Origin of the sequence: Mesorhizobium liriopis (genome assembly GCF_024053505.1) — a bacterium.
In the GTDB taxonomy this organism is placed as follows: Bacteria; Pseudomonadota; Alphaproteobacteria; order Rhizobiales; family Rhizobiaceae; genus Mesorhizobium_B; species Mesorhizobium_B liriopis.
In genome coordinates this window covers 102,743-125,622 of the sequence record NZ_JAMXQS010000003.1, presented here as the reverse complement: position 1 = coordinate 125,622, position 22,880 = coordinate 102,743, and the positions used below count along the sequence as shown (strand labels likewise).

Below are 22,880 nucleotides of genomic sequence, written 5' to 3'. Positions count from 1 at the left end.
CTTTATGCCGTCAGCGCGGTTTCCCGATCTCGACGGTGCCTCGGTCCTGATTACGGGCGGCGGTTCTGGGATCGGTGCAGGCTTCGTCGAAGGTTTTGCTCGTCAGGGCGCACGCGTTGCCTTCTTCGACATCGCCGAGGGACCCAGCCGCGAACTCTGCCGAAAGATCGAAGCCGAGGGTTTCCCGGCGCCACTCTTCGTGCCAGTCGATCTGCGGGACGTGGAGGCACTTCGCGCTGGGGTAACCCGGGCGGCCCAGGCGCATGGCCCCATCACCGTGCTCGTCAACAATGCCGCGCTCGATGATCGTCACGCGGTCGCGGATGTGACGCCGGAATACTGGGACAACAACCAGAACATCAACCTGCGCCCGCACTTCTTCTCGGCGCAGGCCGTCGCACCGGGCATGAAGGCCGTCGGCGGCGGATCGATCATCAACATCACCTCGACCTCCTGGCTGATCAACCATCCCGACCTGTCCTCCTATACGGCGGCCAAGGCCGGCATCGTCGGGCTGACCAAGGGCCTTGCCGGCGAACTCGGCCCCGACAATATCCGCGTGAATGCGGTCGCGCCCGGCTGGGTGCTGACGGAGCGCCAGAAGGCGTTGTGGGTCACGGAAGAGCGCGTTGCCGCCCATGTCGCGCGGCAAAGCATCAAGCGGCCGATGGAAGTCGAGGATATCGTCGGCACCGTCCTGTTTCTGGCCTCGGATGCGAGCCGGATGCTTTCCGCTCAATTGCTGATCGTCGATGGAGGCTATCTTTGAGTGCTGCATTCGCCGCCGTCGACTGGGGCTCGTCCCATGTCCGGCTCTGGCTCATGGATGCGCAAGGCGAGGTTCTCGCCGAACGTCGCAGCGCGGATGGCATGCTCAAGGCCCAAGGCAAGTTCGCCGCCATCCTCGAGGACCATCTCTCGGCGTTCGGGGCACCTGAAGGCTTGCCGGTCTTTGCCTGCGGCATGGTCGGCGCGCGCCAGGGATGGGTCGAAGCACCTTATGTCGCGGTGCCCACCTCGCTCGACGCGATATTCTCGCAGGCCGTGCGCGTGGCCCACGACAAGCGCCCCGTGCTGATCCTGCCGGGCTTGAGCCAGGGATCACCCGCCGACGTGATGCGCGGCGAGGAGACGCAACTGGCGGGCCTCGTCGAAACGCTCCAGCCCGGCGCGGCACTCGCTTGCCTGCCCGGCACGCATTCCAAATGGGCCGAACTCGACGGCGAGCGCGTTGTCGGCTTCGCGACCTTTCTCACCGGGGAGCTCTTCGCCGTGCTCCGCGAGCAATCGATCCTGCGCCACTCGCTGATTGATGCCGAACCGGCCAGCGGCCCGAGCGAGCCCTTCCGCGCGGCTTGTGCCGAAATCCTGCAGGATGGCGATCTGCAAGGCCGGCTCTTCGGCATCCGTGCCGGCGGGCTGCTTTCCGGCACGAACGCAAACGACAGCGCCGCGCGCCTGTCCGGCCTCCTGATCGGCGCGGAGATCTTCGCCGCGCGGCAGCGCTTCGCGGGCTCGAACAAGCCGGTGCTGCTGGTGGCTTCCGGCACCATGCGCGCGCTCTACGAAGCGGCACTGGAACTGGCCGGATTGCAATTTACCCATGCCGATGCGGATCTTGCCGTCCGCGCCGGTCTTTATGCCGCGGCGCGTCATTATCGGGAGCTTTGGATATGAGCAGACCTTTTCCTCGGCTCAAGCGCGGGCTGGTCGCGATCCTGCGCGGGCTCAAGCCCGAAAACGCGCATGCCATCGCCGCCTCGCTCTTTGAAGCGGGCATCGAGGCGATCGAGGTGCCGCTCAACTCGCCCGAGCCGTTCCGCTCCATCGAAACCATCGTCAAGGCGCTGCCGTCCTCCGCGCTGGTGGGAGCAGGGACCGTGCTGACGACAGAAAACGTGGACCGCCTGCACGATGTCGGCGGGCAGCTTCTGGTCAGCCCCAATGTCGATGGCGGGGTGCTCGACCGTGCAGGGGAGCATGGCATGGTGACCATGCCCGGCGTGTTCACGCCTACCGAGGCTTTCCAGGCTCTGCGCCATGGCGCGTCAGCTCTGAAATTCTTTCCCGCAAGCGTTCTCGGTGCAAACGGCATTGCGGCCATTCGCGCTGTTTTGCCCAAGGATGCTGTGATCGGCGCCGTCGGCGGTGTGTCGGAAAAGGATTTCGGCGATTACGGCAAGATCGGCGTGGAGACCTTCGGTCTGGGTTCCAGTCTCTTCAAGCCCGACTGGACCGCTCACGAAATCGGCCAGCGCGCCAAGGCGAGCGTCGAGGCTTGGGACGCCGTTTTCGGAAAGAGCGCAGCATGACCGATAGCGTAAAGGTTTCGGTTCTCTCCGACTACCCATGCGAGCTTGGCGAGGGGCCGAGCTACGACCATCGCTCGGACGCGCTGTTCTGGTTCGACATCGTCAACCGCAAGCTGCTCGAACACAAATTCGCGTCGGGCGAAACGCTGGTTCACGACCTGCCTTGGATGGCGAGTGCCATCGCCAGCGTCGATGACGAGCGGCAACTGATCGTTTCGGAAAACGGCTTCCATCTGCGCGACCGCAAGAGCGGCAAGCTTTCGCTTTATCTCGCGCTCGACGAGGAGCGTGAGAACACCCGCTCCAACGATGCGCGTGTTCACCCCTCCGGCGCGTTCTGGGTCTCGATCATGGGCAAGGAAGACGGTGCCGTGAAGGGCTCTATCCACTGGATGCGTGAGGGGGAGTTGCGCCCGCTCTTCGACGGCATCCTGATCCCCAACTCGATCTGCTTCTCGCCGGACGGTTCGACCGCCTATTTCGCCGACACGCAGGCGCAGAAACTCTGGCGGGTGCCTTGCGACTCCCAAACCGGCCTGCCGCGCGCGGAACCGCAGGTCTTCGTGGACGGCAAGGAGGCCGATGGCGGCATCGACGGCGCGGTGGTCGGCAGCGATGGCACCTTGTGGAACGCGCGCTGGGGTGGCTCGCGCATCGATGCCTACAGCGCTGACGGCGCTCTGATCCGCTCGATCGCGATGCCGGCCGCCCAGATTTCCTGTCCGGCTTTCATCGGCCGCGATGCGGGAAAGCTCGCGGCGACCTCGGCTTGGAAGGGTCTGGATGAGGAGGGCCGCGCGAAGGACAGGCTCGCCGGCCAGACATTCCTGCTCGACTTGCCCGTGAAGGGACGGCTCGAGCCGGATGTATTGATCTAGAAGCCGGTCCCGGCGGGAGAGTTCACGCCCGCCTGGGACATGCTTTGGCGGTCAGGCCTTCTGCGTGCAAACGCTGGTATGGCCTGCGCCCACGAAGCCGAGCGAACGCGCCGCAGCCTTGGACAGGTCCAGCACGCGGCCCTTGATGAACGGTCCACGATCGTTGATGCGGACCACGACGGTCTTGCCGTTATCGCGGTTGGTGACTTTGAGCTTGGTGCCGAAGGGCAGTGAGCGGTGGGCGGCGGTCATGGCAGCGGGGTTCATCCGCTCGCCGGAAGCCGTCTTCGAGGTGAGTGCGTACCAGGAGGCACGCCCGCACTGGGCGAAAGCCGCGCTATTCATGGCTCCGAGGATCGTTGCCGTCGCCAGCGCGGCGACCGTCAGGTGCTTTTTCGTCATGCAAGGAAAGTTCCATTGGTCGGATAACCAAGCCAACTAACCGGTAAGCGAGACGAAACGGGGCGCTCATGTGGCCATTATGGGGCGTTCCATCACGGTTGGTTTATTCTTGTAATTGTTCGTGATGGATCGAGCGCGACCTCTCGTTGTTAAGAAAGGTTTTACGATAGGTGTCTGAAACTGCTCGGTTCGCTTCCCCTCATTGTCACTTTGAAGCTCGATAAGGCTAGCGCCGAACGGTTTACGGCGGAGCGAAAACGCTACTTTCCGCCCGAGCGGAACTACCTCGACGCCCATGTGACCCTTTTCCATCAACTTCCGGCCGAACACCGGAAGCAACTGGAAATCGACTTGGCAAACGAGGCCGGAATGCTCTCCGCATTCACGATCGATGTTCCCGGATTGCGGTTTCTCGGACGCGGTATGGCCTATGATCTGAGTTCCCCGGACACTGAGACGCTCCGCGCGAGGCTTGCGACCCGGTGGCGGGAGCTTCTCGGCCCGCAGGACAGCCAACATATCCGGCCACACGTGACGATCCAGAACAAGGTTGAGCCGGCTGAGGCACGACAGCTTCGCGATGAGCTTGAGGCGCGCTTCATTCCCTTCATTGTTCGCGGGGAAGGGCTGGACCTTTGGGAGTACCGCGGCGGGCCGTGGGCCCATCTCCGCACCTTCCTCTTTGCGGCAAACGGGGAAGCCGTCGAAGGAACCCAAACGGCGCTGAAGTGTTAGAGATGCCAGCATGGTTAACAGGCGCGATAAGCGCGCGAACCCTGCCAAACAAACCAAGCGAGATGCTCCCGATTATCCTATGAGGTTGAAAGAAGAGCCTTTTTCTTTCTAGTCTGGGTTGCTAGGGTGTCTTGTTGGGGGAACAGGAATGCCGAAATCCCTTTATGAGCGCGGACTGCTGCGTCCCGTTGAGATCGAACGGCTGAAACGTGTGTTCGACCGCGCCTGTGCTGCGCGTGAGGTGATGCCGGAATCGGAAGCGGGCAAGGAACTCGCCCTGACGATCCTTGCGCTCCACAATGCCGGCATGGCCGATGAGGAGTCGCTGACGTCGGCTCTCGCCTATCAGCGACCCGAGGCGCGTTCGGCTTAGCCTGAACTCAGTCGAGTTTCGTCCACGCGCCGTCAGCCTTGGATGAGCGTACGCAAGCGTCAACAAAAGCCACGCCTTCCACGCCGTCATCGACGGTGGGGTAAAGCACGTCCGCCGAAAGCGTTTCCCCGTTTCGTGCCGCACGAATGGCACGCGCGGCTTCGGCATAGATGTTGGCGAAGCCTTCCAGATAGCCTTCCGGATGCCCACCGGGCACGCGGCTGACCCGTGCGGCCACCGGCCCGGCGCCGGCACCATTGCGCGTGATCAGCTGCTTGGGCTGGCCGAGCGCCGTGAACCACAAATAGTTCGGATCGGCCTGCACCCATTCGAGCCCACCCTTGGTTCCGTAGACACGAAGCTTCAGCCCGTTTTCGTGGCCGGGCGCAACCTGGCTCGCCCAGATCATGCCCTTGGGCTGGTGCTCCGAGCCCTTCGGCTTGAAGCGGAGGAGGATGTTGGCGTTGTCGTCCAGGCGCCGCCCTTCCACGAAGCTGTCGAGATCGGCGGCGAGGCTGTCGAGTTCGAGCTGGGTCACGAAGCGGGCGAGGTTGAAGGCATGCGTGCCGATATCACCTGTCGCGCCGCCTGCCCCCGACTGGGCCGGATCGACACGCCATGTCGCCTGCTTCGAGCCCGTCTGCTCGACGGGTTCGGAGAGCCAATCCTGCGGATATTCGGCCTGCACCAGCCTGAGTGTGCCGAGCAGACCTTCCTCGACCATCGCACGCGCCTGCCGCACCATCGGGTAGCCGGTATAATTATGCGTCAGCACGAAGATCCTGCCGGATTTCCTAGCGATCGCGGCGAGCGCCTTGGCGTCTTCGAGGTTCGATGTCAGCGGCTTGTCGCAGATCACGTGGATACCGGCTTCCAAGAACGCCTTCGCGGCCGGGAAGTGCATGTGATTGGGCGTGACGATAGCGACCGCTTCGATGCCGTCCGGCCGCTGGCTTTCGCGCTCCGCCATCTCGTCGAAGGACGTGTAGGTGCGATCCGGGTCGAGGTTGAGCTCCGCGCCCGATGCGCGCGCGCGCTCGGGGTTGGAAGAGAGCGCACCCGCGACGAGCTGGAACTCGCCGTCGAGCCGTGCTGCGATGCGGTGCACCCCACCGATGAAGGCGCCTTGGCCGCCGCCCACCATGCCGAGCCGGATGGGTCCAGAAGTCTTTTCGATCGCTTTGCCGCTAACCATAACCAATAACTCCCCTTAGCCTTCGATACCCATCATCTTGCGCAAAGCAGCCTTGTCGGTGCTGCCGCCCGCGAAGTCGTCGAAGGCTTTCTCCGTCACGCGAATGATATGGCTGGAAATGAACGGCGCGCCTTCAGCCGCTCCGTCTTCGGGGTGCTTGAGGCAGCATTCCCATTCAAGCACTGCCCAGCTGTCATAGTTATATTGCGCGAGCTTGGAAAAGATGCCCGAGAAATCGACCTGCCCGTCGCCCAGCGAGCGGAAGCGGCCGGCGCGGTTGATCCAGCTCTGATAGCCCGAATAGACGCCCTGCCGCCCGTCCGGATTGAACTCGGCGTCCTTCACATGGAACGCCTTGATGCGCTCGTGGTAGATGTCGATGAAGGCGAGATAGTCGAGCTGTTGCAGGAGAAAGTGCGACGGGTCGTAGTTGATGGCGGCGCGGCTGTGGCCGTCCACCGCGTCCACGAACATTTCGAAGGTCGCCCCATCGAACAGGTCTTCGCCGGGATGGATTTCGTAGGCCACGTCCACGCCTTCGGCATCATAGGCGTCGAGGATCGGCTTCCAGCGGCGAGCCAATTCGGCAAAAGCTTCCTCGATCAAGCCCGCCGGCCGTTGCGGCCATGGGTAGAGATAGGGGAAGGCGAGCGAGCCGGAGAAGGTGACGGAGACATCAAGCCCGAGATTGCGCGAGGCCTTGGCGCCCCACAGGAGCTGCTGCACCGCCCATTCCTGCCGCGCCTTCGGATTGTTGTGCACGGATGAGGGGGCGAAGGCGTCGAACTGGCTGTCATAGGCCGGGTTCACCGCGACGAGCTGCCCCTGAAGATGCGTCGAGAGTTCGGTGATCTGCACGCCCGCTTCGCGCGCGATGCCCTGCACTTCGTCGCAATAGGTCTTGGAGGTCGCAGCCTTTTCGAGGTCGAACAGCCGGCTGTCCCATGAAGGGACTTGGATGCCCTTGTAGCCGAGCCCGCCCGCCCATTTGGCGATCGAAGGCAGAGAGTTGAACGGCTCCGCATCGCCTGCGAACTGCGCCAGGAAGATGCCCGGTCCCTTCATGGTGGCTGGCATGGGTTCGTCCTCCTCCGAAATTCATGCGAGGCGCGAGGTGTCGCAAACAGGGGACGGCGCCGCAAGGTGTTTTTGGAAACGTTTCAAACGTGGTTGCGGAAGCGGTCGAGTGGCTTACATCAGCCCGACTCACCGGAGCTTCTCATGTCGTCGCAGCTTTTTTCGCCGATCACTCTCGGCAATCTTTCGTTCCCCAACCGCATCGCCATCGCCCCCATGTGCCAATATTCGGCCGATGACGGCTCGGCGACCGATTGGCATCTCCAGCTCTGGATGAACTATGCGATGTCGGGTGCCGGCATGGTCACCGTCGAGATGACCGATGTCGAGCGGCGCGGCCGCATCAGTCATGGCTGCATGGGTCTCTATTCCGATCACAACGAGGCCGCTGCCAAGCGTGCGCTCGATGCCGCGCGGCGCGTGGCTGTGCCCGGCACCAAGTTCGGCATCCAGCTGGCTCATGCGGGCCGCAAGGCATCGTGCCAACGCCCCTGGGAAGGAGGCGGGCCTCTCAAAGACGGTCAGGACCCTTGGCAGACGGTTTCAGCCTCGGCCCTTCCTTACGATGACGGCTGGCATACGCCCCATGCGCTTTCTGAGGACGAGATCGCCGAAATCGTTCAGCATTTCGCGGATGCGGCCGCGCGCTCGGCCCGGGCTGGTTTCGACTTCATCGAAATTCACGGCGCGCATGGCTATCTGCTGTTCCAGTTCCTGTCCCCGCTCTCCAACCAGCGCACCGACCGTTACGGCGGCAGCTTGGACAACCGCATGCGGCTGATCGTGGAGGTCACCCGCGCGGTAAAGGCAGCGGCACCCGACCTGATGATCGGCGCGCGCTTGTCCGTCACCGAATGGGTCGAAGGCGGCTTTGCAGAAGAAGACGCGGTTGAAGTGGCAAAGGCGCTCAAGGCCGAAGGCGTGAGCTATATCTGCTGCTCGAGTGGCGGCAACTCGCCTTTGCAGAAGGTGCCGACCGGTCCGGGCTATCAGGTCCATCTCGCGCGCACCATCCGTGAGCAGGCCGGTATTCCGGTGCGCGCCGTCGGCATGATCGACGAGCCCCAGCAGGCCGAAGCCATTTTGGAAAACGGCGATGCCGATATGGTCGCGCTGGCACGGCCCTTCCTCGCCGACCCACGCTGGCCTTGGCGCGCGGCAGCCGCGCTCGGCGGCAAGATCGAGCCGGCACCGCAACTCGCGCGAGGCGCGCACCTCATCAGGAAATGGACGGAAGAAGCCGCCTGACAAAGTCCACGAGGCGGCACGAGTCCGATACGAAAGCCGGGTAGGGCAGGGGGCATCACCTCAAGGATGTCCCGATGCCCATCGCCCGGCGCTTCGCGTTTCTCGCGCTGCCCCTTCTGCTCGCCGCATGTCAGTCGAGCCAGCCGCAACCACCCTCCATGGCGAGCGGTATGACCCGCGATGGCTTTTTCACGGCCAAGCCGCTGACGCCCGCGGAAGAGGAAAAGGCCTTGGCAGCGGCCGACCGTGTGCAGGCGATGGCGCCGGCGCAAATGGCGGCCAGCACCTTGGGCGGTCTCGACCCGACAGGCCTCTCACAGAACGCGGTGCAGGCCGAAACCATGCGCCGTTATGGAGAACTAGAGAAATACCTGCCGGGCATGATGGCGTCGAACCTGGAACGCGCCGCCGGATACTGCCGCGCCAATCCGGCGACGCAGGATTGCGATATGGTGATGGAGCACTATCGCAAGACGAAGGCTGCGCAGGGCAAGGCCGCGCCCTGAACGATAGCGACGCAAAGAGGCGTCAGCCAGCCTTGTCGCTCGCGGACTGTTCGATTTCGGCCGGCGGGACGCGATAATCGATCAGGTAGTTCCATGCGCCGTAGACGGCCATGAAACCCACCATCATCCCCCAGCCGCTCGACCCGGTCGCGAACTCGAAGGCCGACCAGAAGGCGCAGAAGGCGACGAGCGCGGCCCGCCGCCAAAGCGGCCGCAGGAATGGATGCTCGGCGCCGTTGCTCATCGGTTCAGGTACTCCAAGAAATGACTTGGCCCCCGATGTAGGCATTGGGCGGCGCGCTGTCGACCGCCACCGTCGCCTCGCTCAGCCTTCAGCCGGCACCTCGTCGGTGACAACATCGAACTGCGCCAGCCTAGCAGGGCCGAAGGAGGTGGAGAGTGCCACATCCGTTGCGTCGCGGCCTGTCGCCATCAGGATGCGGCCGATGCGGGGCGTGTTGTGGCGCGCGTCGAACGTGTACCAGTGTCCGCCCAAATAGACCTCGAACCACGCCGAGAAATCCATCGGATAATCGACCGGCGGAATGCCGATATCGCCGAGATAGCCGGTGCAGTAGCGCGCAGGGATGTTCATGCAGCGGCAAAGCGTGATCGCGAGATGCGCGAAGTCGCGGCACACGCCCACCTTGTCGTTGTAGCCGCCATGCGCCGAGCGCAGGCTGTCGGCCTTCTGGTAGTCGAAGGTGATGTGGTTGTGGACGAAATCGACGATCGCCTGAACGCGCGCCCAGCCCGGCGGCGTGTTGGCGAATTCCTTCCACGCGAAATCGGCCAGCCTGTCCGTGTCGCAATAGCGCGAGCCGAGCAGGTAAACGAGCACGTCGTCGGGCAGATCCCTGATCTCATGCTGAACGGCGTGCTCGGCGACGATGTCGGGACGGCCGTGGTCGAACATGTCGAACTCGGTGGCGATCGTGGTGACGCCTGCCGGCGCGATGATCCGCGTGCAGGCGTTCTCGAAGCCGTCCACATAGTCCCACGCCTCGATCGGCGTGCCGTTCGAATTCTCGAACCGCAGAACATGGTCGGTCAGCAGATCGACGCGCCGCGAAGGGTGGATGTTGAGCACGAGTAGCATCGGGGTCGGTGCTGGGCAGTCATAGGCGATCGTGAAGCCGGCGCGTATCCGCATCTCATGTCCTGCTGGCCTCTCTGAGAGGCGAGGGAGGGTGGGTAGAGCGAGCGGGTTCCCGATCCCGCGAGCGCTCGGTGAATCCCTCACGAGGTGCTTCGTTCCCTTGGACGGGCGGCTTTTCGGTGCCGCCTTCGCTGTTCTGATCTGTTGTGACGTTGACCTGGACACTGATGCCCAGATCGTCCTCGGCGGCCCCGTAATAGCTGCCGGAAAGGGGAATGGCTTGCGCGGGGTCCCGCGCGACCGCCACGCGGATCAGGTCACGGTTTCCCACGATGCCGTTGGTCGGATCGAACTCGACCCAGCCGGCGCCCGGCAGGTAGACCTGCGCCCAGGCATGCGTGGCACCCCCGCCGCGTGTGTCGGACCCGTCGCGCGAGGGCACATAGATGTAGCCCGATACGAAGCGTGCCGCGAGCCCCAGCGAGCGAACGGCCTCCATCATCAGAAGCGCGAAGTCGCGGCAGGTGCCGCGCCCCAGCGCCAGCGTCTCGGCGGGCCTCTGGATGCCGGGCTCCGTGCGGCGTGAATAGCGAAAGCTCTCGCGGATGGCATAGCACATGGTCATCAGGAGCTTGCCGGTCGCCGTTTCCTGCTTGCCACTCAGAAACCGCCGTGCCCAGCGCTCGACCTCGTCGCCGGGTTGGCCGAAGGCGCGGGTAATGGTGGGCGAGAGGTCGGGTAATTCCTCGCCGTCATATTGGAACGGATAGTGAAGCACCTTGTCGCGGATGCGGAACTCCGGAATGCCCGAACTCGCATGTTCGACCTGCATCCGCGTCTCGAAGCGCAGCGTTTCCGCCTTCTCCTCAAAGCGCAGCAGAGCCACGCAGTTGCCGAACACATCATGGATCCATTGGGTCGAGACAGGCTCGGGTGTCACGAGAAGCTGGGCATCGATGAGACGCTGGTCGAAACTGTCGCGCGGGCGGAACATGATCCGGTGCTCGCCGAAGCCGACGGGCCGGCGATAGCGGTACTCCGTGACGTGTCGAACGGAAAAAATGCTCACTGTGAGAGTTGCTCCACGCGAAAGCCGGCGTCACGGGTAGAAAAGGCGTGTCGCGCGAAAAAGATGGCCAGTGCTCCGGATTCGAATGGACGCCTGCGAGACTAGAACGTCCCGCTCTTTCTGCCAAACGCCCTGCGCGGCTTTTCGTTCGCTCTTGCCCCATCTCTACAAAGGCGTCAGTGGTGCTCTTCCGCGACGCCTGAAGCCCTATGCAAGCCGATACAAGCGAACCGACTGAAAATCCGATCCGCCGGCAGCTGCGGTTGCTCTATCATGGACATGACGCCTACGCCGTGCGTTTCCAGATCGGCGTGGTCGCGATCGACTTCCTGATCCTGGCCTTCTTCATCGCCACCCCTTTGTTGCGCGAGACGCCAGCCTTCATCTGGCTCGATTATAGCGTCGCCGTGCTTCTTGCGCTCGACATGGCGGGGCGCCTGTTCGGCTCTACGGATATTCCCCGCCATTTCCTTCAACTGACATTCTGGCTCGATCTCTTCATCCTGCTCACGCTGCTTTTCCCCGAAGAGCTCGGCAATCTCGGCTTCCTGCGCATCATGCGGCTCTGGTCACTGTCAAAAAGCGGCTTCTTCTGGCGCTTGATGGGCGAATACGGCCGCGGCGCATGGCGCGAGACAGGGCATTCGGTCGTCAACCTCATCACCTTTCTCTTCGTGGCGACGGGCTTCATCTACACCTTCTTCTTCCGCAACGGCGCGGGCTTCGCGGGCTATGTCGATGCGCTCTATTTCACGGTCGCGACCGTTACGACCACCGGCTTCGGCGACATCACGCTCGAAGGCACGGGCGGCAAGCTGGTGTCGATCGTCACCATGTTCGTCGGCATCACGCTGTTCGTGCGGCTGGCCCAGGCGCTGTTCCGTCCGCACAAAGTCTTCTTCCAGTGTCCGCGCTGCGCATTGCAGCGACACGATCCGGACGCCGTGCACTGCAAGGCCTGCGGCCACGTGTTGAAGATCCCGGACGAAGGTGGGTAAGGGGCCGTTCCGCTGACCCGACGATCAGCCCTCGAACCGCATCAAAACCCGAGGAATCTCCGGCAGGATCTCCCTCGCGAGGAACCCCAGCGTCCCAACCGTCTCGCTCAGGATTGCGCCCGCTTCGCCATGCAGGAACACCCCCCACAGCGTTGCATCGAGCGGTGACGCGCCGCGCGCGGCCAGCCCAGCGATCACGCCGGCCAGCACATCGCCCGAACCGGACGTCCCAAGTCCTACGCCGCCTCCTTCATACAGAAACGCCTCGCCATCGGGTGCGACCACATGCGTCTTGGCGCCTTTCATGGCGACCACCGTGTTCAGTTTCTCCGCCACGTCGCGCGCAGCCCTCAGCGGTTCGGCTTCGATCTCTGCACGTTCAACACCGAGGAGGTTCGCCATTTCACCCGCATGGGGTGTCAACACGCTCGGCTTCTCGCGTTTCAGGAGCGCCTGACGGTGGTCGGCCAGCCCACAAAGCGCACCGGCATCCACGATCAGCGCGGCGTCCGTCCGATGCGCAGCAAGCTGGCCCATCAGCTTATGCGTATCGTCGCACTGACTCATGCCCGGCCCGAACAGAATGGCATTCGCATAAGTGAGTCGCGACTCGAGAATATCCCAGCAGTCTGACGCAAGATCCCCGTCTTCCGTCTCGGGCAGTTCCATCACCAGCGCTTCCGGCAGGGCCACGGCAAGGGCCGCCGCCCGCGCGGTGGTGGTCGCGACCCTGAGCTTGCCGGCACCGGCGCGCAACGCGCCGAGCCCCGCCAGAAACGCCGCGCCCGGCAATTCGCGGCTACCGCCGATCACGACGATCGCGCCGCGTTCATCCTTGCCGCCATCACCCGGCTGCGGCAGCGGACGCTTGCGCAAAAGCGCGTCGTCGAGCGCGGAAACCGGGCTCATCGTACAGCCACCGCAGCATCCGGCTCATCGGTGACGGGCGCGCCCGCGCGTTCCAGCGGCGCGACGAAATTGTAGCGCTGGAGCTTCATCGCACCGTCCGGCCCTTCGGTAGGGTCGAAGGCATATTCCGTGATGGCGCAGTTCGCGACATCGCCCTCGCGGTCGATGGCCAGAATCTGCTCCTCGTCGAGGTTTTCCAGAAGATAGCGCATGCAGAGCACCACCACCTGATGCGCCACGATCACCACGCGCTTTCCCGAATAATGCAGGCTGATCGTGTCGACCGCGCTGCGCAGGCGCAGGATCACGTCGCACCAGCTCTCGCCCGCCGGCGGCCGATGGTAGAACTTGCCGAGGATACGGCGGAACTCGAATTGTTCTGGATGGAGTTCGCGAATGCCTGCGGTGGTCAGCCGGTCAAGAATGCCGAACTCCTTTTCGCGCAGCCGCTCGTCCAGATAAGCCGCAGGCGCATCCTGCGTCAGACCCCCCGATTGGCGGATGATGTCGGAGGTCTGCCGGGCCCGGACATAAGGCGAGGACACCAGCACTTCTGGCCGTTCATTCTCGGGTTTTGCCGCGAACCACGCGCCCAGCGCTTCCGCCTGCTCATGGCCCAGATCGGAAAGGGGGACATCCACGTCGCGCTCGGCGATGTCGATGCGGGCGAGCCCGGCTTTGTCAGCCGCCACGCGGGCGACATTACCCGCGCTTTCCCCGTGACGAACGATCCAGATGCGGTCCGGCCAGCGCTGCGCCATGCATGTCCCCTCATATTCGCTCCGGAACTAGGAAGAAGGGACGCGGCAACAAGTTCCGAGCGGCGACGTTCAGGTGCCGCAGAAGGTGCGCAAGACACGCTCGTCCAGCGCAGGCGGATTGGCATAGGCGTCGAGCCCGACCTGCGCCTCGAACGGTCTGGCGAGAACCTTGAGAAGCGTCTCGAAGGGTGCGAGATCGCCCTGCTGCGCTGCCTGGATCACTTCCTCCACGCGATGATTGCGCGGGATCACGAACGGATTCACCATACGCATGGCGGCGGGGCGCGTCTCGTCCGGTTCGAGCGCAAGCCGCTCGCGCCAGCGCTGGAGCCAGCCTTCAAGGGGTTCGGGATCCGCGAAGAGTGAGCGCAACGGTGCCTCGTCGCCATCCGCAGCATCCGCGAGCGCGCGGAATGAGAGCGTGAAGTCAGCACCCGCATGGGCCATCAGGTCGAGCAGGCCCTGCACCAGAAGGCGATCCTCCTCGCGCTCCGTGTTGAGGCCGATCTTTCGGCGGAAGCGTGCGATCAGCGCGTCTTCGAAGGCGGACTTGAACGCGCCGAGCAAGGCTTCCGCCTCCTTTACCGCTTCATCGAGATCGTCCGAAAACAGCGGCAGCAGTGTTTCGGCAAGCCGGGTGAGGTTCCACTGCGCGATGGGAGCCTGGTTGGCATAGGAATAGCGGCCCTGCGCATCGATCGACGAGAACACAGTGGATGGATGGTAGGCATCCATGAAGGCACAAGGGCCGTAATCGATGGTTTCGCCTGCGATCGAGCAGTTGTCGGTGTTCATCACGCCATGAATGAAGCCGAGGCTCATCCACTGCGCCACAAGCTTCGCCTGTGCCGCGATGACCGCCGAAAGAAAGGCCGGATAAGGCCGCACCTCTTGTGCCGCTTCCGGGTAATGGCGCGCGATAGCATGGTCGGCCAGCGCGCGGATGCCGTCCGTGTCACCGCGTGCGGCAAAGAACTGGAAGGTGCCGACGCGGATATGGCTCGCCGCCACGCGCGTCAAGACGGCACCAGGCAGGGCCGTCTCGCGATACACATGCTCGCCTGTCGCGACGGCTGCCAGTGCGCGTGTGGTGGGTACGCCGAGTACGGCCATGGCTTCGCTGACGATGTACTCACGCAAAACCGGACCGATCGCCGCGCGCCCGTCGCCCCGCCGCGAGAACGGGGTCGGCCCCGCGCCCTTCAACTGGATGTCGCGCCGCTGCCCATGGACGTCGACCACTTCGCCGAGCAGGATCGCACGCCCATCGCCCAGTTGCGGCACGAACTGTCCGAACTGGTGTCCGGCATAGGCCGCCGCCAGCGGAAAGGCATCTTCCGGCACACGGTTACCGGCGAGCACCTCGACCCCCTCGGGCGAAGCGAGTGCGTCCGGGTCGAGCCCGAGCTCCTGCGCCAGCGCCGTGTTGAGCTTCAACAGCAGTGGTGCCGCTACGCGTGTGGGTTCCGTACGGCGGAAGAAGCGCTCGGGCAGGGCGGAATAGGTGTTGTCGAAGGGAAAATGAACAGTCATGGCGCGGCTCCACGCGAGGGGCGGTGGCTTGAGGCCTTAGATAAGCACTGTGCCCCGCTCTGCCAGCGGGACCCTACGGATGCTGCTCGAAAGAACTAAAACTTAACCCCTGACTTCATGAAAGCTCGCCCTATCTGGCTGCGCACGGGATTGGGAGCATGGCATGGTCGTCCTGACGGAACAGCAAAAGATCGAAAAGGCTACGCGCACTTCGGAGATCGCGTTCAACACACTCGCAGAAGAGCGCCGCAAGAGCGATGCGAAGATCGCCCGCCTACGCGCGATGCGGCTTGAACGCGAAGCGCAGGAAAGTGCGGAAGCCGCGCCGAAAAAGAAAACCGCTTCCGCGCGCGGTCGCAAATCTTAGCCGGCGACAGGCCGGCTGATTTCCGGGTGCCGCAGGCGTAAGGCCTGCAGCAGCGCCCAGGTTTTCATGTCCGTGATCTGGCCGGTATCCGCTGCGCTGAACACGTCTTCGAAGCTCACTTCGGCGAGTTCGATCTGTTCGTTCTCATCGGCCAGTCCGCCGCCCGCCGCGACCTTGTCGGTTTCATTGTAGGGTGCCAGGAACAGGTGGATGCGCTCGGCCGACACGCCGGGCATCGACCAGAATGCGCCGAGGGCCTCGACCTCGCCGATACGCAGGCCAGTTTCTTCCAGCGCCTCGCGTCGGGCGCAAGCCGCCGGGTCTGCCTCGTCCAGAATGCCGGCGGGCGCCTCCCAGATATGATCCGGCTCGTTTCGCATCAGCAAAGGCGCGCGTGGCTGCTTCACCAGCATCACGCAACGACGGACGGAATCGTAGGGCAGCACGCAGGCCGCGTCGCCATGATCCTCGACTTCGCGTGTGAACCGCGTCCCGTCCGCCGATTTCAGATGAAGCGTCAGAAACCGCCCCCATCCGTCATGGATGGTTTCGATGCGCTCGATGGAAGTGCCGCTCATACCAGCCCTGCATTGTCTTGACTGAACGAAGAAACGGGTCGCGCGTTTGGGCTCACCCTGTCAATCGCTACCCGAAAGGACCGCCCTTTGGACGTGATCCGCATCCTGCTCGCCATCATACTCCCACCAGTCGGCGTTTTCCTTCAAGTCGGCCTCGGGCTTCACTTCTGGCTCAACATCCTTCTGACCCTGTGTGGCTATATCCCCGGCATCATCCACGCCATCTGGGTGATCCAGCGTAAGTAGCCGGATCTGTCGTCGGCAAAACAAAATCGTTGTCGGGCTGTCATAATCCGTCGATACTGGCTTCTGGGAGGAAGCGGCTGGTTTGGCATGGAGGTGCCAAGGCGGCCGGTTCCCGCTTTCACAAAGAAACGGGAGAAATCCATGAAGTTTTCAGCCATCGCGGGCGGCCTCGCCGGCGGCATCACCCTCACGCTTCTGACGACCACATCGTCCTTCGCCGTTACCGAGATCCAGTGGTGGCACGCCATGACGGGTGCGAACAACGAAGTGGTGGAAACGCTTTCCAAGGAATTCAACGAGAGCCAGAGCGACTACAAGGTCGTGCCCGTGTTCAAGGGCACATATCCGGAGACGCTGAATGCCGGCATCGCCGCTTTTCGCGCAGGCCAGGCCCCGCATATCATGCAGGTCTTCGATGCCGGCACGGGCGTGATGATGGGCGCGGAAGCTGCCATCAAGCCGGTGGCCGACGTTCTCTCCATGGGCGCCAAGCCCTTCGACAAGAGCCAGTATCTGCCGGGCATCGTGGCCTATTATTCCAAGCCCGACGGCACCATGCTGTCCTTCCCCTATAACTCGTCCTCGCCGATTCTGTATTACAACAAGGACATCTTCCAGAAGGCCGGTCTCGACGTGAACACGCCGCCCAAGACTTGGAAAGAGGTCTGGGATGCGGCGAAGAAGATCAAGACATCTGGTGCTGCTCCCTGCGGCTTCACCTCGACCTGGCTCACCTGGATCCAGACCGAGAATTTCGCCGCCTGGAACAACGTTTCCTACGGCACCAACGAGAACGGCATCGCAGGCACGGATGTCGAGTTGAAGATCAACGCACCGCTCTTCGTGAAGCATTTTCAGGAGCTCGCCGACCTCGCCAAGGACGGCACCTTCAAGTATGGCGGCCGCACTTCCGAGGCCAAGCAGCTTTTCCTCGCGGGCGAATGCGGGATCATGACGGAATCTTCCGGCGGTCTCGGCGATGTCGTGAAGTCGGGCATGAATTTCGGCAACGGCATGCTGCCTTATGACGAGACGGCGCAGGGCGCCCCGCAGAACACCACGCCGGGCGGCGCTTCGCTTTGGGTTTTCGCCAATAAATCCGACGAGGAATACAAGGGCGTCGCTGCCTTCTTCGATTTCCTTTCGCAGACCCCGATCCAGGCCCGCCTGCATCAGGTCTCGGGTTACCTGCCCGTCACGCTGGCGGCCTATGAGGAAACCAAGAAGTCGGGCTTCTACGACAAGAACCCCGCGCGCGAACTGCCGATCAAGCAGATGCTCGAAAAGGCGCCGACCGAAAACTCCAAGGGAGTGCGCCTCGTGAACCTGCCGCAGGTGCGCGATATCGAGAACGAAGAGTTCGAGAAGCTGCTCGCCGGTCAGCAGACCGCCCAGCAGGCGCTCGACAATGCGGTCAGCCGCGGCAATGCCGCGATCCAGCAGGCGCTGGGGAACTGAACTATCGGAGTATCGTGACGGCCGAGGCGGCGATGTGTTCGTCTCGGCTCATCCCTTTCGACGCCGGCACCTCTGACCGCGCCGGCGTACATACTTTTGAGGCTCCGTGACCCCCCGCGTCGTCTTTCCCAACAAGCTCCTGCCATATCTGCTGGTCGCGCCCCAACTGGCGATCACGCTCATTTTCTTTTACTGGCCCGCATCCCAGGCGCTCCAGCAGTCACTCCAGCGTGAGGATCCGTTCGGGCTCAAATCGCAGTTCGTCGGCCTCGCCAATTTCCGCAAGGTTCTGGCCGACCCGAACTACATCAACGCGCTGCAGGTGACGGTGATCTTCTCCGTCGCCACCGCCTTCGTCGCGATGGCCGTGGCCTTGCTGCTTGCGGTTCAGGCCGACAAGGTTGTCCGGGGCAAAGGCTTCTATCGTACGCTGATGATCTGGCCCTATGCGGTGGCGCCGGCGATCGCCGGCATGTTGTGGCTGTTCCTGTTCAGCCCCTCGATCGGCACCTTTGCCGTGCTGATGCGCAATCTGGGCATTGCATGGGATCCGCTGCTCAACGGCAATCAAGCGATGGCGCTGGTGGTCGCGGCCGCTTCATGGAAGCAGATTTCCTACAACTTCCTCTTCTTTGTCGCCGGCCTTCAGGCCATCCCGAAATCCCTGATCGAGGCGGCCGCCATCGACGGCGCGCGCGAAACCAAGCGCTTCTGGACCATCGTCTTTCCGCTTCTCGCGCCGACGACCTTCTTCCTGCTCGTCATCAACACGACCTATGCCTTCTTCGACACGTTCGGCATCATCCACGCGGTCACCGGCGGCGGGCCGGGCAAGGCCACGGAAACGTTGGTCTACAAGGTTTATAATGACGGCTTCGTCAATCTGGTGCTGGGTGACTCAGCCGCGCAGTCGGTGATCCTGATGGTGATCGTGATCGCGCTGACGGCGGTTCAGTTCCGCTATGTCGAGCGGAAAGTGCATTATGGCTGAGCGTGACCTGTCCGTATCCGAGGAAGCGCTGAAGCGATGATCGGCCAGTCCCCTATCCGCACCTTCATCGCTCACGCCGTCCTCATCCTCGGCGTGCTCGTCGTCGCGTTCCCGATCTATTACGTGCTGGTCGCCTCGACGCATTCGCTGCAGACCATTCTGCGTCCGCCGCTGCCGCTCGTTCCTGGCGATCAGGGGTGGGCGAACTACTCCACCGCGCTCTTCGGCGGTGTCGGCCGTATCGGCGGCGTGGCGGTCGGCACACTTCTGTTCAACTCGACGGTGGTGGCGCTCGGCATCGCGATCGGCAAGATCATCATCTCGCTTCTGTCGGCCTATGCCATCGTCTTCTTCCGCTTTCCCGGCCGGATGGTCTTCTTCTGGCTGATCTTCATCACCCTGATGCTGCCCGTGGAGGTCCGCATCCTGCCGACCTACAAGGTGATGGTCGATCTCAACCTGATCGATACTTATACCGGCCTGATCCTGCCCCTCATCGCTTCTGCCACCGCGACGCTTCTGTTCCGCCAGTTCTTCATGACGATTCCCGGCGAGCTGGTGGAGGCCGCGCGTGTCGATGGGGCGGGTCCCTGGCGGTTCTTCAGGGATATCCTCCTGCCGCTCTCGCGCACCAATATCGCGGCGCTGTTCGTGATCCTCTTCATCTATGGCTGGACGCAGTATCTCTGGCCGCTGCTCGTCACCAACCGCTCGGACATGAACACGATCGTCATCGCGCTGCGCAAGATGATCTCGTTTGCCGACGCCGACACGCAGTGGCATCTGGTGATGGTTACCTGCGTTCTCGCCATCCTGCCGCCCGTTCTCGTGGTGGTTCTCATGCAGCGCTGGTTCGTGCGCGGCCTTGTCGAAACGGAGAAGTAATTGGCTTCGGTTGAACTGAAGGACGTCCGCAAGAGCTACGGCTCGACGGAAGCCGTGAAGGGCGTTTCCATCGCCATTCCCGACAAGGAACTCTGCGTGCTGGTCGGCCCCTCAGGCTGCGGCAAGTCCACGCTTCTGCGCATGATCGCAGGTCTCGAAGAGATCACGGCAGGCGAGGTGCGCTTCGACGGGCAGGTGGTGAACGCGATCGGTCCCACCGAGCGCGACATCGCGATGGTGTTCCAGAACTACGCGCTCTACCCACACATGAACGTTTTCGACAACATGGCCTATGGCTTGCGCAACCGTGGCACGCCCAAGGACGAGATCAAGCGCCGCGTGGATGAGGCGGCGAAGCGGCTCGAACTGTCGCACCTGCTCGACCGCACCCCGCGCCAGCTCTCGGGCGGCCAGCGCCAGCGTGTCGCCATGGGCCGCGCCATCGTGCGCGAGCCGAAAGTGTTCCTGTTCGACGAGCCGCTATCCAACCTCGACGCCAAGCTGCGCGGCCAGATGCGCGTCGAGATCAAGAGCCTCCAGCGCGCTCTGGGCGTCACGTCCGTGTATGTCACCCACGACCAGCTTGAGGCGATGACGCTGGCCGACATCCTCGTGGTGATGAATGGCGGCTTGGTCGAACAAGCCGGCCGTCCGCTCGACATCTATGAGAAGCCTGCCTCAACCTTCGTTGCGAGCTTCATCGGCGCGCCGCCGATGAACCTTTTGAAGCTGTCGGATCTATCGGTGACGGCCCCGGCCGGCGCCGAAACACTCGGCTTCCGTCCCGAGGATGCGGTGATCGCTTCAGCCACGTCCGGCTTGCGGCTCGAAGCCCGGATCGAGGCCGTCGAGCCCGTCGGCGCCGAAAGCTTTCTGCATGGCACCACCCCTGGCGGCCGCGTCATCCTGCGCGCGCCGGGCCGGTCGCAGGTCGAAGTGGGCGAGCGGGTCGCAGTCAACGTGCCTGCCGACAAGCTGCACTTCTTCGATGCACAGGGAAAGCGTGTCGAAGGGCAGGGCGTTTCAGTGCAAATTTAGCGATCGGACACAGCGGGCTTTAAGCGCACCGCACGATCCCGCTCGACATAGGTGATAGCCCATGTTCCCTTGCGTCATGGGTCGATACCGCTCCACCAAACTTCGCTTCGCCTATCAGGCCAAGCCCGCCTCTCAGCGGAGCGAGCGGCTGTGGTTTGCTGGCTGGGTCGTGTTGACCTGTGCGGTTTCGCTCGGGGTGTTTCTGTTCGTGAGTGGAATGACGCCGAGAGTGCTGGGGATGATCTGACGATTTCGCGAAGCGGAGATTTCCCTCAGCCAGACAACTTAAATGCAAAACGGGCGAGGCTCATCCGAACCCCGCCCGCTCGATCCGATCTTTGATGAAACTCAGTTCTTCATCGGCGCATATTTGCCGTCGTGCCAGACATTGATCTCGTAGGCGGCGTTGGCGATGTCGCCCTTCTCGTCGAAGGTGATCGGGCCGATCACGGTTTCGATCGGCTTGCCATCCTTCAGGGCAGCGGCAACCGCCGACGGATCTTCCGACTGCGCCCGCTCGATGCCCTGTGCGAAGGCCTGGATCACGGCGTAGGAGAACAGCGTGAAGCCATCGGGCGTGAAGCCCTTGGCCTTGATCGTCTCGACCGCTTCCTTGGCCTGCGGGCGGCTCTGCGGGTCGGCAGGGAAGGTGAACATCACGCCTTCACCGGCGGGACCTGCGACCGCCCAGAACTCGGGCGAGGCGATGGAGTCGCCCATCATCAGCTGCGGCTTGAAGTTCTGCTCGGCCGCCTGACGCAGGATCAAGCCGGCTTCCGGATGGTAGCCGCCGAAGAACACGAAATCGGCCTTCAAGCCTTTCAGCTTGGTGACGAGTGCCGAATAGTCCTTCTCGCCCGCATTCAGGCCTTCATAGAGCACTTCGGTCAGGCCGGCCTCGTTCATCTTGGCCTTCACCGCATCGGCCAGACCCTGTCCGTAGGCCGACTTGTCGTGCAGGATCACGACATTCTTGCCCTTGTACTTTTCAGCGATCCATGGGCCGACGAAAGCGCCCTGACCGTCGTCGCGCACGTAAAGGCGCATGATGGTGGGCCAGCCCTTCTTGGCGGCATCGTCGGTGAGAAGCGGGTTGGACGAAGCGGGCGTCATCATCAGCGCGCCGGATTCGGCATAAACGGCGGCGGCCGGGATGCTCGCACCCGAGCAGGCATGGCCATCGATGAACATGATGCCTTCGCCGACGATGCGGTTGGCGATGGACACGGCCTGCTTGGGATCGCAGACATCGTCTTCCATCACGAGCTTGATTGATTTGCCCATCACGCCGCCCTTGGCGTTGATGGCGTCGGCCGCGGCCTGCGCGCCCTGCTTGAACTGGTCGCCGATATTGGCGAGCTGGCCGGTCATCGGGCCTGCCACCGCGAACGAGATGTCGTCGGCCAATGCGGACGTGATAAGCGCCGGCGTGCCGGTCAGCATCGCGGCGAGCACGGCCGTGCTCAGAAGCGTCTTCATGGGTATTTCCTCTCCTGTTTTCCAAGCGCCGCGTTTTGAAGCCGACGGCTGCTTACGGTCTCATGCGATGCTACAGGATCAGGCCGCCATAGCCAGTGCGAACACCGCGCCGAAATGCAGCCCTGCGCCTGCGAGCACGAAACCGTGCCAGACCGCATTGTGAAAGCGCATGCGGTCGGCGATGTGGAACACCACACCGAACGAATAAGCAAGCCCGCCACCCAGGATCAGCCATAAGACCAGCGCGGGCAACTCGGCACCGAGCGTCTGGTAGGCGAAAACGCCCGTCCAGCCGAGCGCCAGATAGAACAGGACCGACAGCCGGGGAAAGCGGCCGGGCGCGGAAAGCTTGAAGGCCACGCCGAGACCCGCCGCGAGCCAGACGAAGCCGAGCATCCACCACATTTCGAGCCGCGCCATGAAGGGCGAGTAGGTGCCGGCGATCAACAGAAAGATTGCCGAATGGTCGAAGCGGCGCAGGATCCATTTGGCACGGCTCACCGGCCAGAGATTGTAGACCGCCGAAATGCCGAGAGAGGCAAGGAGCGTAGCGAGATAGGTTCCCACCGCCGCGATCTCGAGCCCCGGCAGGTCCCAGCCGCCGAGCTTGAGCAGAAGAACGAGCGACGCGCCGAAGGCCAGAACCAGCCCCAGCACATGCACCACGCCGTCAGCCCAGATTTCGGCCGCGCTGTAGTGCCAGCGAATGGCGTGGGGATGAAGGGGCTCGGGCGTCGTCATCG

The 22,880-nt window shown here is 63.2% G+C and carries 27 protein-coding genes; 15 read left to right on the top strand and 12 right to left on the bottom strand.

Going from position 1 to position 22,880, the window contains the following annotated elements; genetic code table 11:
* The first annotated feature begins 4 nt into the window (after positions 1–4).
* From NGM99_RS06355 to NGM99_RS06340, 4 genes are read left to right on the top strand one after another with little or no spacing between them, the layout of a single operon-like run.
* Positions 5–769 (top strand): SDR family NAD(P)-dependent oxidoreductase, encoded by a 765-nt coding sequence (locus NGM99_RS06355; protein WP_252817218.1) that lies wholly within the window; start codon positions 5–7, stop codon positions 767–769.
* Positions 766–1,677: a 2-dehydro-3-deoxygalactonokinase gene (locus NGM99_RS06350; RefSeq protein WP_252817216.1), complete on the top strand. Its 912-nt coding sequence runs from the start codon at positions 766–768 to the stop codon at positions 1,675–1,677. Before NGM99_RS06355 ends, NGM99_RS06350 begins: the two co-directional genes overlap by 4 nt.
* Positions 1,668–2,312 carry a 2-dehydro-3-deoxy-6-phosphogalactonate aldolase gene (locus NGM99_RS06345; RefSeq protein WP_435371399.1) on the top strand — a complete coding sequence of 215 codons (645 nt, stop codon included), beginning with the start codon at positions 1,668–1,670 and terminating at the stop codon, positions 2,310–2,312. The genes NGM99_RS06350 and NGM99_RS06345 overlap by 10 nt, the downstream gene beginning before the upstream one ends.
* The gene (locus NGM99_RS06340; RefSeq protein ID WP_252817213.1) at positions 2,309–3,190 is read left to right on the top strand and encodes an SMP-30/gluconolactonase/LRE family protein; all 882 of its coding nucleotides are present in this window, start codon (positions 2,309–2,311) and stop codon (positions 3,188–3,190) included. Before NGM99_RS06345 ends, NGM99_RS06340 begins: the two co-directional genes overlap by 4 nt.
* A gap of 51 nt (positions 3,191–3,241) precedes the next feature.
* Here the strand turns inward: NGM99_RS06340 and NGM99_RS06335 are convergent, their stop codons facing one another.
* Positions 3,242–3,535: a septal ring lytic transglycosylase RlpA family protein gene (locus NGM99_RS06335; protein ID WP_435371405.1), complete on the bottom strand. Its 294-nt coding sequence runs from the start codon at positions 3,533–3,535 to the stop codon at positions 3,242–3,244.
* A gap of 267 nt (positions 3,536–3,802) precedes the next feature.
* On the opposite strand from NGM99_RS06335, the gene NGM99_RS06330 reads away from it, so the two are divergent.
* Together NGM99_RS06330 and NGM99_RS06325 are read left to right on the top strand one after the other, a co-directional pair.
* On the top strand, positions 3,803–4,327 hold the full coding sequence (locus tag NGM99_RS06330) for a 2'-5' RNA ligase family protein (protein ID WP_252817209.1): 525 nt from the start codon (positions 3,803–3,805) through the stop codon (positions 4,325–4,327).
* Positions 4,328–4,475: 148 nt separating this feature from the next.
* Positions 4,476–4,700: a hypothetical protein gene (locus tag NGM99_RS06325; RefSeq protein ID WP_252817206.1), complete on the top strand. Its 225-nt coding sequence runs from the start codon at positions 4,476–4,478 to the stop codon at positions 4,698–4,700.
* Positions 4,701–4,707: 7 nt separating this feature from the next.
* Here the strand turns inward: NGM99_RS06325 and NGM99_RS06320 are convergent, their stop codons facing one another.
* Complete coding sequence (locus NGM99_RS06320) at positions 4,708–5,895, bottom strand: Gfo/Idh/MocA family protein (RefSeq protein WP_252817204.1); 1,188 nt, start codon at positions 5,893–5,895, stop codon at positions 4,708–4,710.
* 15 nt (positions 5,896–5,910) lie between these two features.
* The gene (locus NGM99_RS06315) at positions 5,911–6,972 is read right to left on the bottom strand and encodes a sugar phosphate isomerase/epimerase family protein (RefSeq protein WP_252817202.1); all 1,062 of its coding nucleotides are present in this window, start codon (positions 6,970–6,972) and stop codon (positions 5,911–5,913) included.
* A 144-nt stretch (positions 6,973–7,116) separates the two neighbouring features.
* Here NGM99_RS06315 and NGM99_RS06310 point away from each other — a divergent pair, with 144 nt between their 5' ends.
* Together NGM99_RS06310 and NGM99_RS06305 are read left to right on the top strand one after the other, a co-directional pair.
* Positions 7,117–8,220 (top strand): NADH:flavin oxidoreductase/NADH oxidase, encoded by a 1,104-nt coding sequence (locus tag NGM99_RS06310; protein ID WP_252817200.1) that lies wholly within the window; start codon positions 7,117–7,119, stop codon positions 8,218–8,220.
* 74 nt (positions 8,221–8,294) lie between these two features.
* On the top strand, positions 8,295–8,726 hold the full coding sequence (locus NGM99_RS06305; RefSeq protein WP_252817198.1) for a hypothetical protein: 432 nt from the start codon (positions 8,295–8,297) through the stop codon (positions 8,724–8,726).
* A gap of 22 nt (positions 8,727–8,748) precedes the next feature.
* On the opposite strand, the gene NGM99_RS06300 is transcribed toward NGM99_RS06305, so the two are convergent.
* The 3 genes from NGM99_RS06300 to NGM99_RS06290 all read right to left on the bottom strand — a co-directional run bounded on the left by NGM99_RS06300 (position 8,749) and on the right by NGM99_RS06290 (position 10,894).
* Positions 8,749–8,970, bottom strand: coding sequence for a DUF3329 domain-containing protein (locus tag NGM99_RS06300; protein WP_252817196.1), 222 nt, complete (start codon positions 8,968–8,970; stop codon positions 8,749–8,751).
* A gap of 81 nt (positions 8,971–9,051) precedes the next feature.
* A complete protein-coding gene (locus tag NGM99_RS06295) occupies positions 9,052–9,879 on the bottom strand; it encodes a transglutaminase-like domain-containing protein (protein WP_252817193.1) in 828 nt (275 codons plus the stop codon).
* A 1-nt stretch (position 9,880) separates the two neighbouring features.
* Entirely contained in the window at positions 9,881–10,894 is a 1,014-nt protein-coding gene (locus NGM99_RS06290) for a transglutaminase family protein (RefSeq protein WP_252817191.1), read from the bottom strand.
* 209 nt (positions 10,895–11,103) lie between these two features.
* Here NGM99_RS06290 and NGM99_RS06285 point away from each other — a divergent pair, with 209 nt between their 5' ends.
* Positions 11,104–11,892: a potassium channel family protein gene (locus NGM99_RS06285; RefSeq protein ID WP_252817188.1), complete on the top strand. Its 789-nt coding sequence runs from the start codon at positions 11,104–11,106 to the stop codon at positions 11,890–11,892.
* Positions 11,893–11,916: 24 nt separating this feature from the next.
* Here NGM99_RS06285 and NGM99_RS06280 read toward each other — a convergent pair whose 3' ends face one another.
* From NGM99_RS06280 to NGM99_RS06270, 3 genes are all read right to left on the bottom strand, one after another.
* A complete protein-coding gene (locus tag NGM99_RS06280; protein ID WP_252817186.1) occupies positions 11,917–12,801 on the bottom strand; it encodes an NAD(P)H-hydrate dehydratase in 885 nt (294 codons plus the stop codon).
* Positions 12,798–13,562: a histidine phosphatase family protein gene (locus tag NGM99_RS06275; RefSeq protein WP_252817184.1), complete on the bottom strand. Its 765-nt coding sequence runs from the start codon at positions 13,560–13,562 to the stop codon at positions 12,798–12,800. The genes NGM99_RS06280 and NGM99_RS06275 overlap by 4 nt, the downstream gene beginning before the upstream one ends.
* A gap of 69 nt (positions 13,563–13,631) precedes the next feature.
* Positions 13,632–15,095, bottom strand: a complete 1,464-nt coding sequence (locus NGM99_RS06270) for a protein adenylyltransferase SelO (RefSeq protein ID WP_252817183.1) — start codon at positions 15,093–15,095, stop codon at positions 13,632–13,634.
* A gap of 163 nt (positions 15,096–15,258) precedes the next feature.
* Here NGM99_RS06270 and NGM99_RS06265 point away from each other — a divergent pair, with 163 nt between their 5' ends.
* On the top strand, positions 15,259–15,462 hold the full coding sequence (locus NGM99_RS06265) for a hypothetical protein (protein ID WP_252817181.1): 204 nt from the start codon (positions 15,259–15,261) through the stop codon (positions 15,460–15,462).
* Here NGM99_RS06265 and NGM99_RS06260 read toward each other — a convergent pair.
* The gene (locus tag NGM99_RS06260; RefSeq protein ID WP_252817179.1) at positions 15,459–16,040 is read right to left on the bottom strand and encodes an NUDIX domain-containing protein; all 582 of its coding nucleotides are present in this window, start codon (positions 16,038–16,040) and stop codon (positions 15,459–15,461) included. The two genes, NGM99_RS06265 and NGM99_RS06260, sit on opposite strands and share 4 nt — an antisense overlap.
* Positions 16,041–16,127: 87 nt before the next feature.
* Between NGM99_RS06260 and NGM99_RS06255 the strand changes: the two genes are divergently transcribed.
* The 5 genes from NGM99_RS06255 to ugpC all read left to right on the top strand — a co-directional run bounded on the left by NGM99_RS06255 (position 16,128) and on the right by ugpC (position 20,658).
* Positions 16,128–16,286: a YqaE/Pmp3 family membrane protein gene (locus tag NGM99_RS06255; protein WP_252817177.1), complete on the top strand. Its 159-nt coding sequence runs from the start codon at positions 16,128–16,130 to the stop codon at positions 16,284–16,286.
* A 141-nt stretch (positions 16,287–16,427) separates the two neighbouring features.
* Positions 16,428–17,744, top strand: a complete 1,317-nt coding sequence (ugpB, locus tag NGM99_RS06250; RefSeq protein WP_252817175.1) for a sn-glycerol-3-phosphate ABC transporter substrate-binding protein UgpB — start codon at positions 16,428–16,430, stop codon at positions 17,742–17,744.
* 106 nt (positions 17,745–17,850) lie between these two features.
* A complete protein-coding gene (gene ugpA / locus NGM99_RS06245) occupies positions 17,851–18,735 on the top strand; it encodes a sn-glycerol-3-phosphate ABC transporter permease UgpA (protein WP_252817173.1) in 885 nt (294 codons plus the stop codon).
* 36 nt (positions 18,736–18,771) lie between these two features.
* Positions 18,772–19,620 carry a sn-glycerol-3-phosphate ABC transporter permease UgpE gene (gene ugpE, locus NGM99_RS06240; protein WP_252817171.1) on the top strand — a complete coding sequence of 283 codons (849 nt, stop codon included), beginning with the start codon at positions 18,772–18,774 and terminating at the stop codon, positions 19,618–19,620.
* Positions 19,621–20,658 carry a sn-glycerol-3-phosphate ABC transporter ATP-binding protein UgpC gene (gene ugpC, locus NGM99_RS06235; RefSeq protein ID WP_252817169.1) on the top strand — a complete coding sequence of 346 codons (1,038 nt, stop codon included), beginning with the start codon at positions 19,621–19,623 and terminating at the stop codon, positions 20,656–20,658.
* Positions 20,659–21,006: 348 nt separating this feature from the next.
* Here ugpC and NGM99_RS06230 read toward each other — a convergent pair whose 3' ends face one another.
* Both NGM99_RS06230 and trhA read right to left on the bottom strand, forming a co-directional pair.
* Positions 21,007–22,101: an ABC transporter substrate-binding protein gene (locus NGM99_RS06230; RefSeq protein WP_252817759.1), complete on the bottom strand. Its 1,095-nt coding sequence runs from the start codon at positions 22,099–22,101 to the stop codon at positions 21,007–21,009.
* A 114-nt stretch (positions 22,102–22,215) separates the two neighbouring features.
* Positions 22,216–22,878, bottom strand: a complete 663-nt coding sequence (gene trhA / locus NGM99_RS06225) for a PAQR family membrane homeostasis protein TrhA (RefSeq protein ID WP_252817167.1) — start codon at positions 22,876–22,878, stop codon at positions 22,216–22,218.
* Positions 22,879–22,880 lie beyond the last annotated feature (2 nt).

Coding starts and splice junctions, on each gene's coding strand:
- NGM99_RS06260 (WP_252817179.1), bottom strand. CDS start 16,040: ATGAGCGGCACTTCCATCGAGCGCATCGAAACCATCCATGACGGATGG.
- NGM99_RS06325 (WP_252817206.1), top strand. CDS start 4,476: ATGCCGAAATCCCTTTATGAGCGCGGACTGCTGCGTCCCGTTGAGATC.
- ugpB (WP_252817175.1), top strand. CDS start 16,428: ATGAAGTTTTCAGCCATCGCGGGCGGCCTCGCCGGCGGCATCACCCTC.
- NGM99_RS06305 (WP_252817198.1), top strand. CDS start 8,295: ATGCCCATCGCCCGGCGCTTCGCGTTTCTCGCGCTGCCCCTTCTGCTC.
- NGM99_RS06265 (WP_252817181.1), top strand. CDS start 15,259: ATGGTCGTCCTGACGGAACAGCAAAAGATCGAAAAGGCTACGCGCACT.
- ugpE (WP_252817171.1), top strand. CDS start 18,772: ATGATCGGCCAGTCCCCTATCCGCACCTTCATCGCTCACGCCGTCCTC.
- NGM99_RS06310 (WP_252817200.1), top strand. CDS start 7,117: ATGTCGTCGCAGCTTTTTTCGCCGATCACTCTCGGCAATCTTTCGTTC.
- NGM99_RS06320 (WP_252817204.1), bottom strand. CDS start 5,895: ATGGTTAGCGGCAAAGCGATCGAAAAGACTTCTGGACCCATCCGGCTC.
- NGM99_RS06230 (WP_252817759.1), bottom strand. CDS start 22,101: ATGCTGACCGGCACGCCGGCGCTTATCACGTCCGCATTGGCCGACGAC.
- NGM99_RS06340 (WP_252817213.1), top strand. CDS start 2,309: ATGACCGATAGCGTAAAGGTTTCGGTTCTCTCCGACTACCCATGCGAG.
- NGM99_RS06280 (WP_252817186.1), bottom strand. CDS start 12,801: ATGAGCCCGGTTTCCGCGCTCGACGACGCGCTTTTGCGCAAGCGTCCG.
- NGM99_RS06335 (WP_435371405.1), bottom strand. CDS start 3,535: ATGAATAGCGCGGCTTTCGCCCAGTGCGGGCGTGCCTCCTGGTACGCA.
- NGM99_RS06300 (WP_252817196.1), bottom strand. CDS start 8,970: ATGAGCAACGGCGCCGAGCATCCATTCCTGCGGCCGCTTTGGCGGCGG.
- NGM99_RS06315 (WP_252817202.1), bottom strand. CDS start 6,972: ATGCCAGCCACCATGAAGGGACCGGGCATCTTCCTGGCGCAGTTCGCA.
- NGM99_RS06270 (WP_252817183.1), bottom strand. CDS start 15,095: ATGACTGTTCATTTTCCCTTCGACAACACCTATTCCGCCCTGCCCGAG.
- trhA (WP_252817167.1), bottom strand. CDS start 22,878: ATGACGACGCCCGAGCCCCTTCATCCCCACGCCATTCGCTGGCACTAC.
- NGM99_RS06295 (WP_252817193.1), bottom strand. CDS start 9,879: ATGCGGATACGCGCCGGCTTCACGATCGCCTATGACTGCCCAGCACCG.
- NGM99_RS06275 (WP_252817184.1), bottom strand. CDS start 13,562: ATGGCGCAGCGCTGGCCGGACCGCATCTGGATCGTTCGTCACGGGGAA.
- NGM99_RS06285 (WP_252817188.1), top strand. CDS start 11,104: ATGCAAGCCGATACAAGCGAACCGACTGAAAATCCGATCCGCCGGCAG.
- NGM99_RS06355 (WP_252817218.1), top strand. CDS start 5: ATGCCGTCAGCGCGGTTTCCCGATCTCGACGGTGCCTCGGTCCTGATT.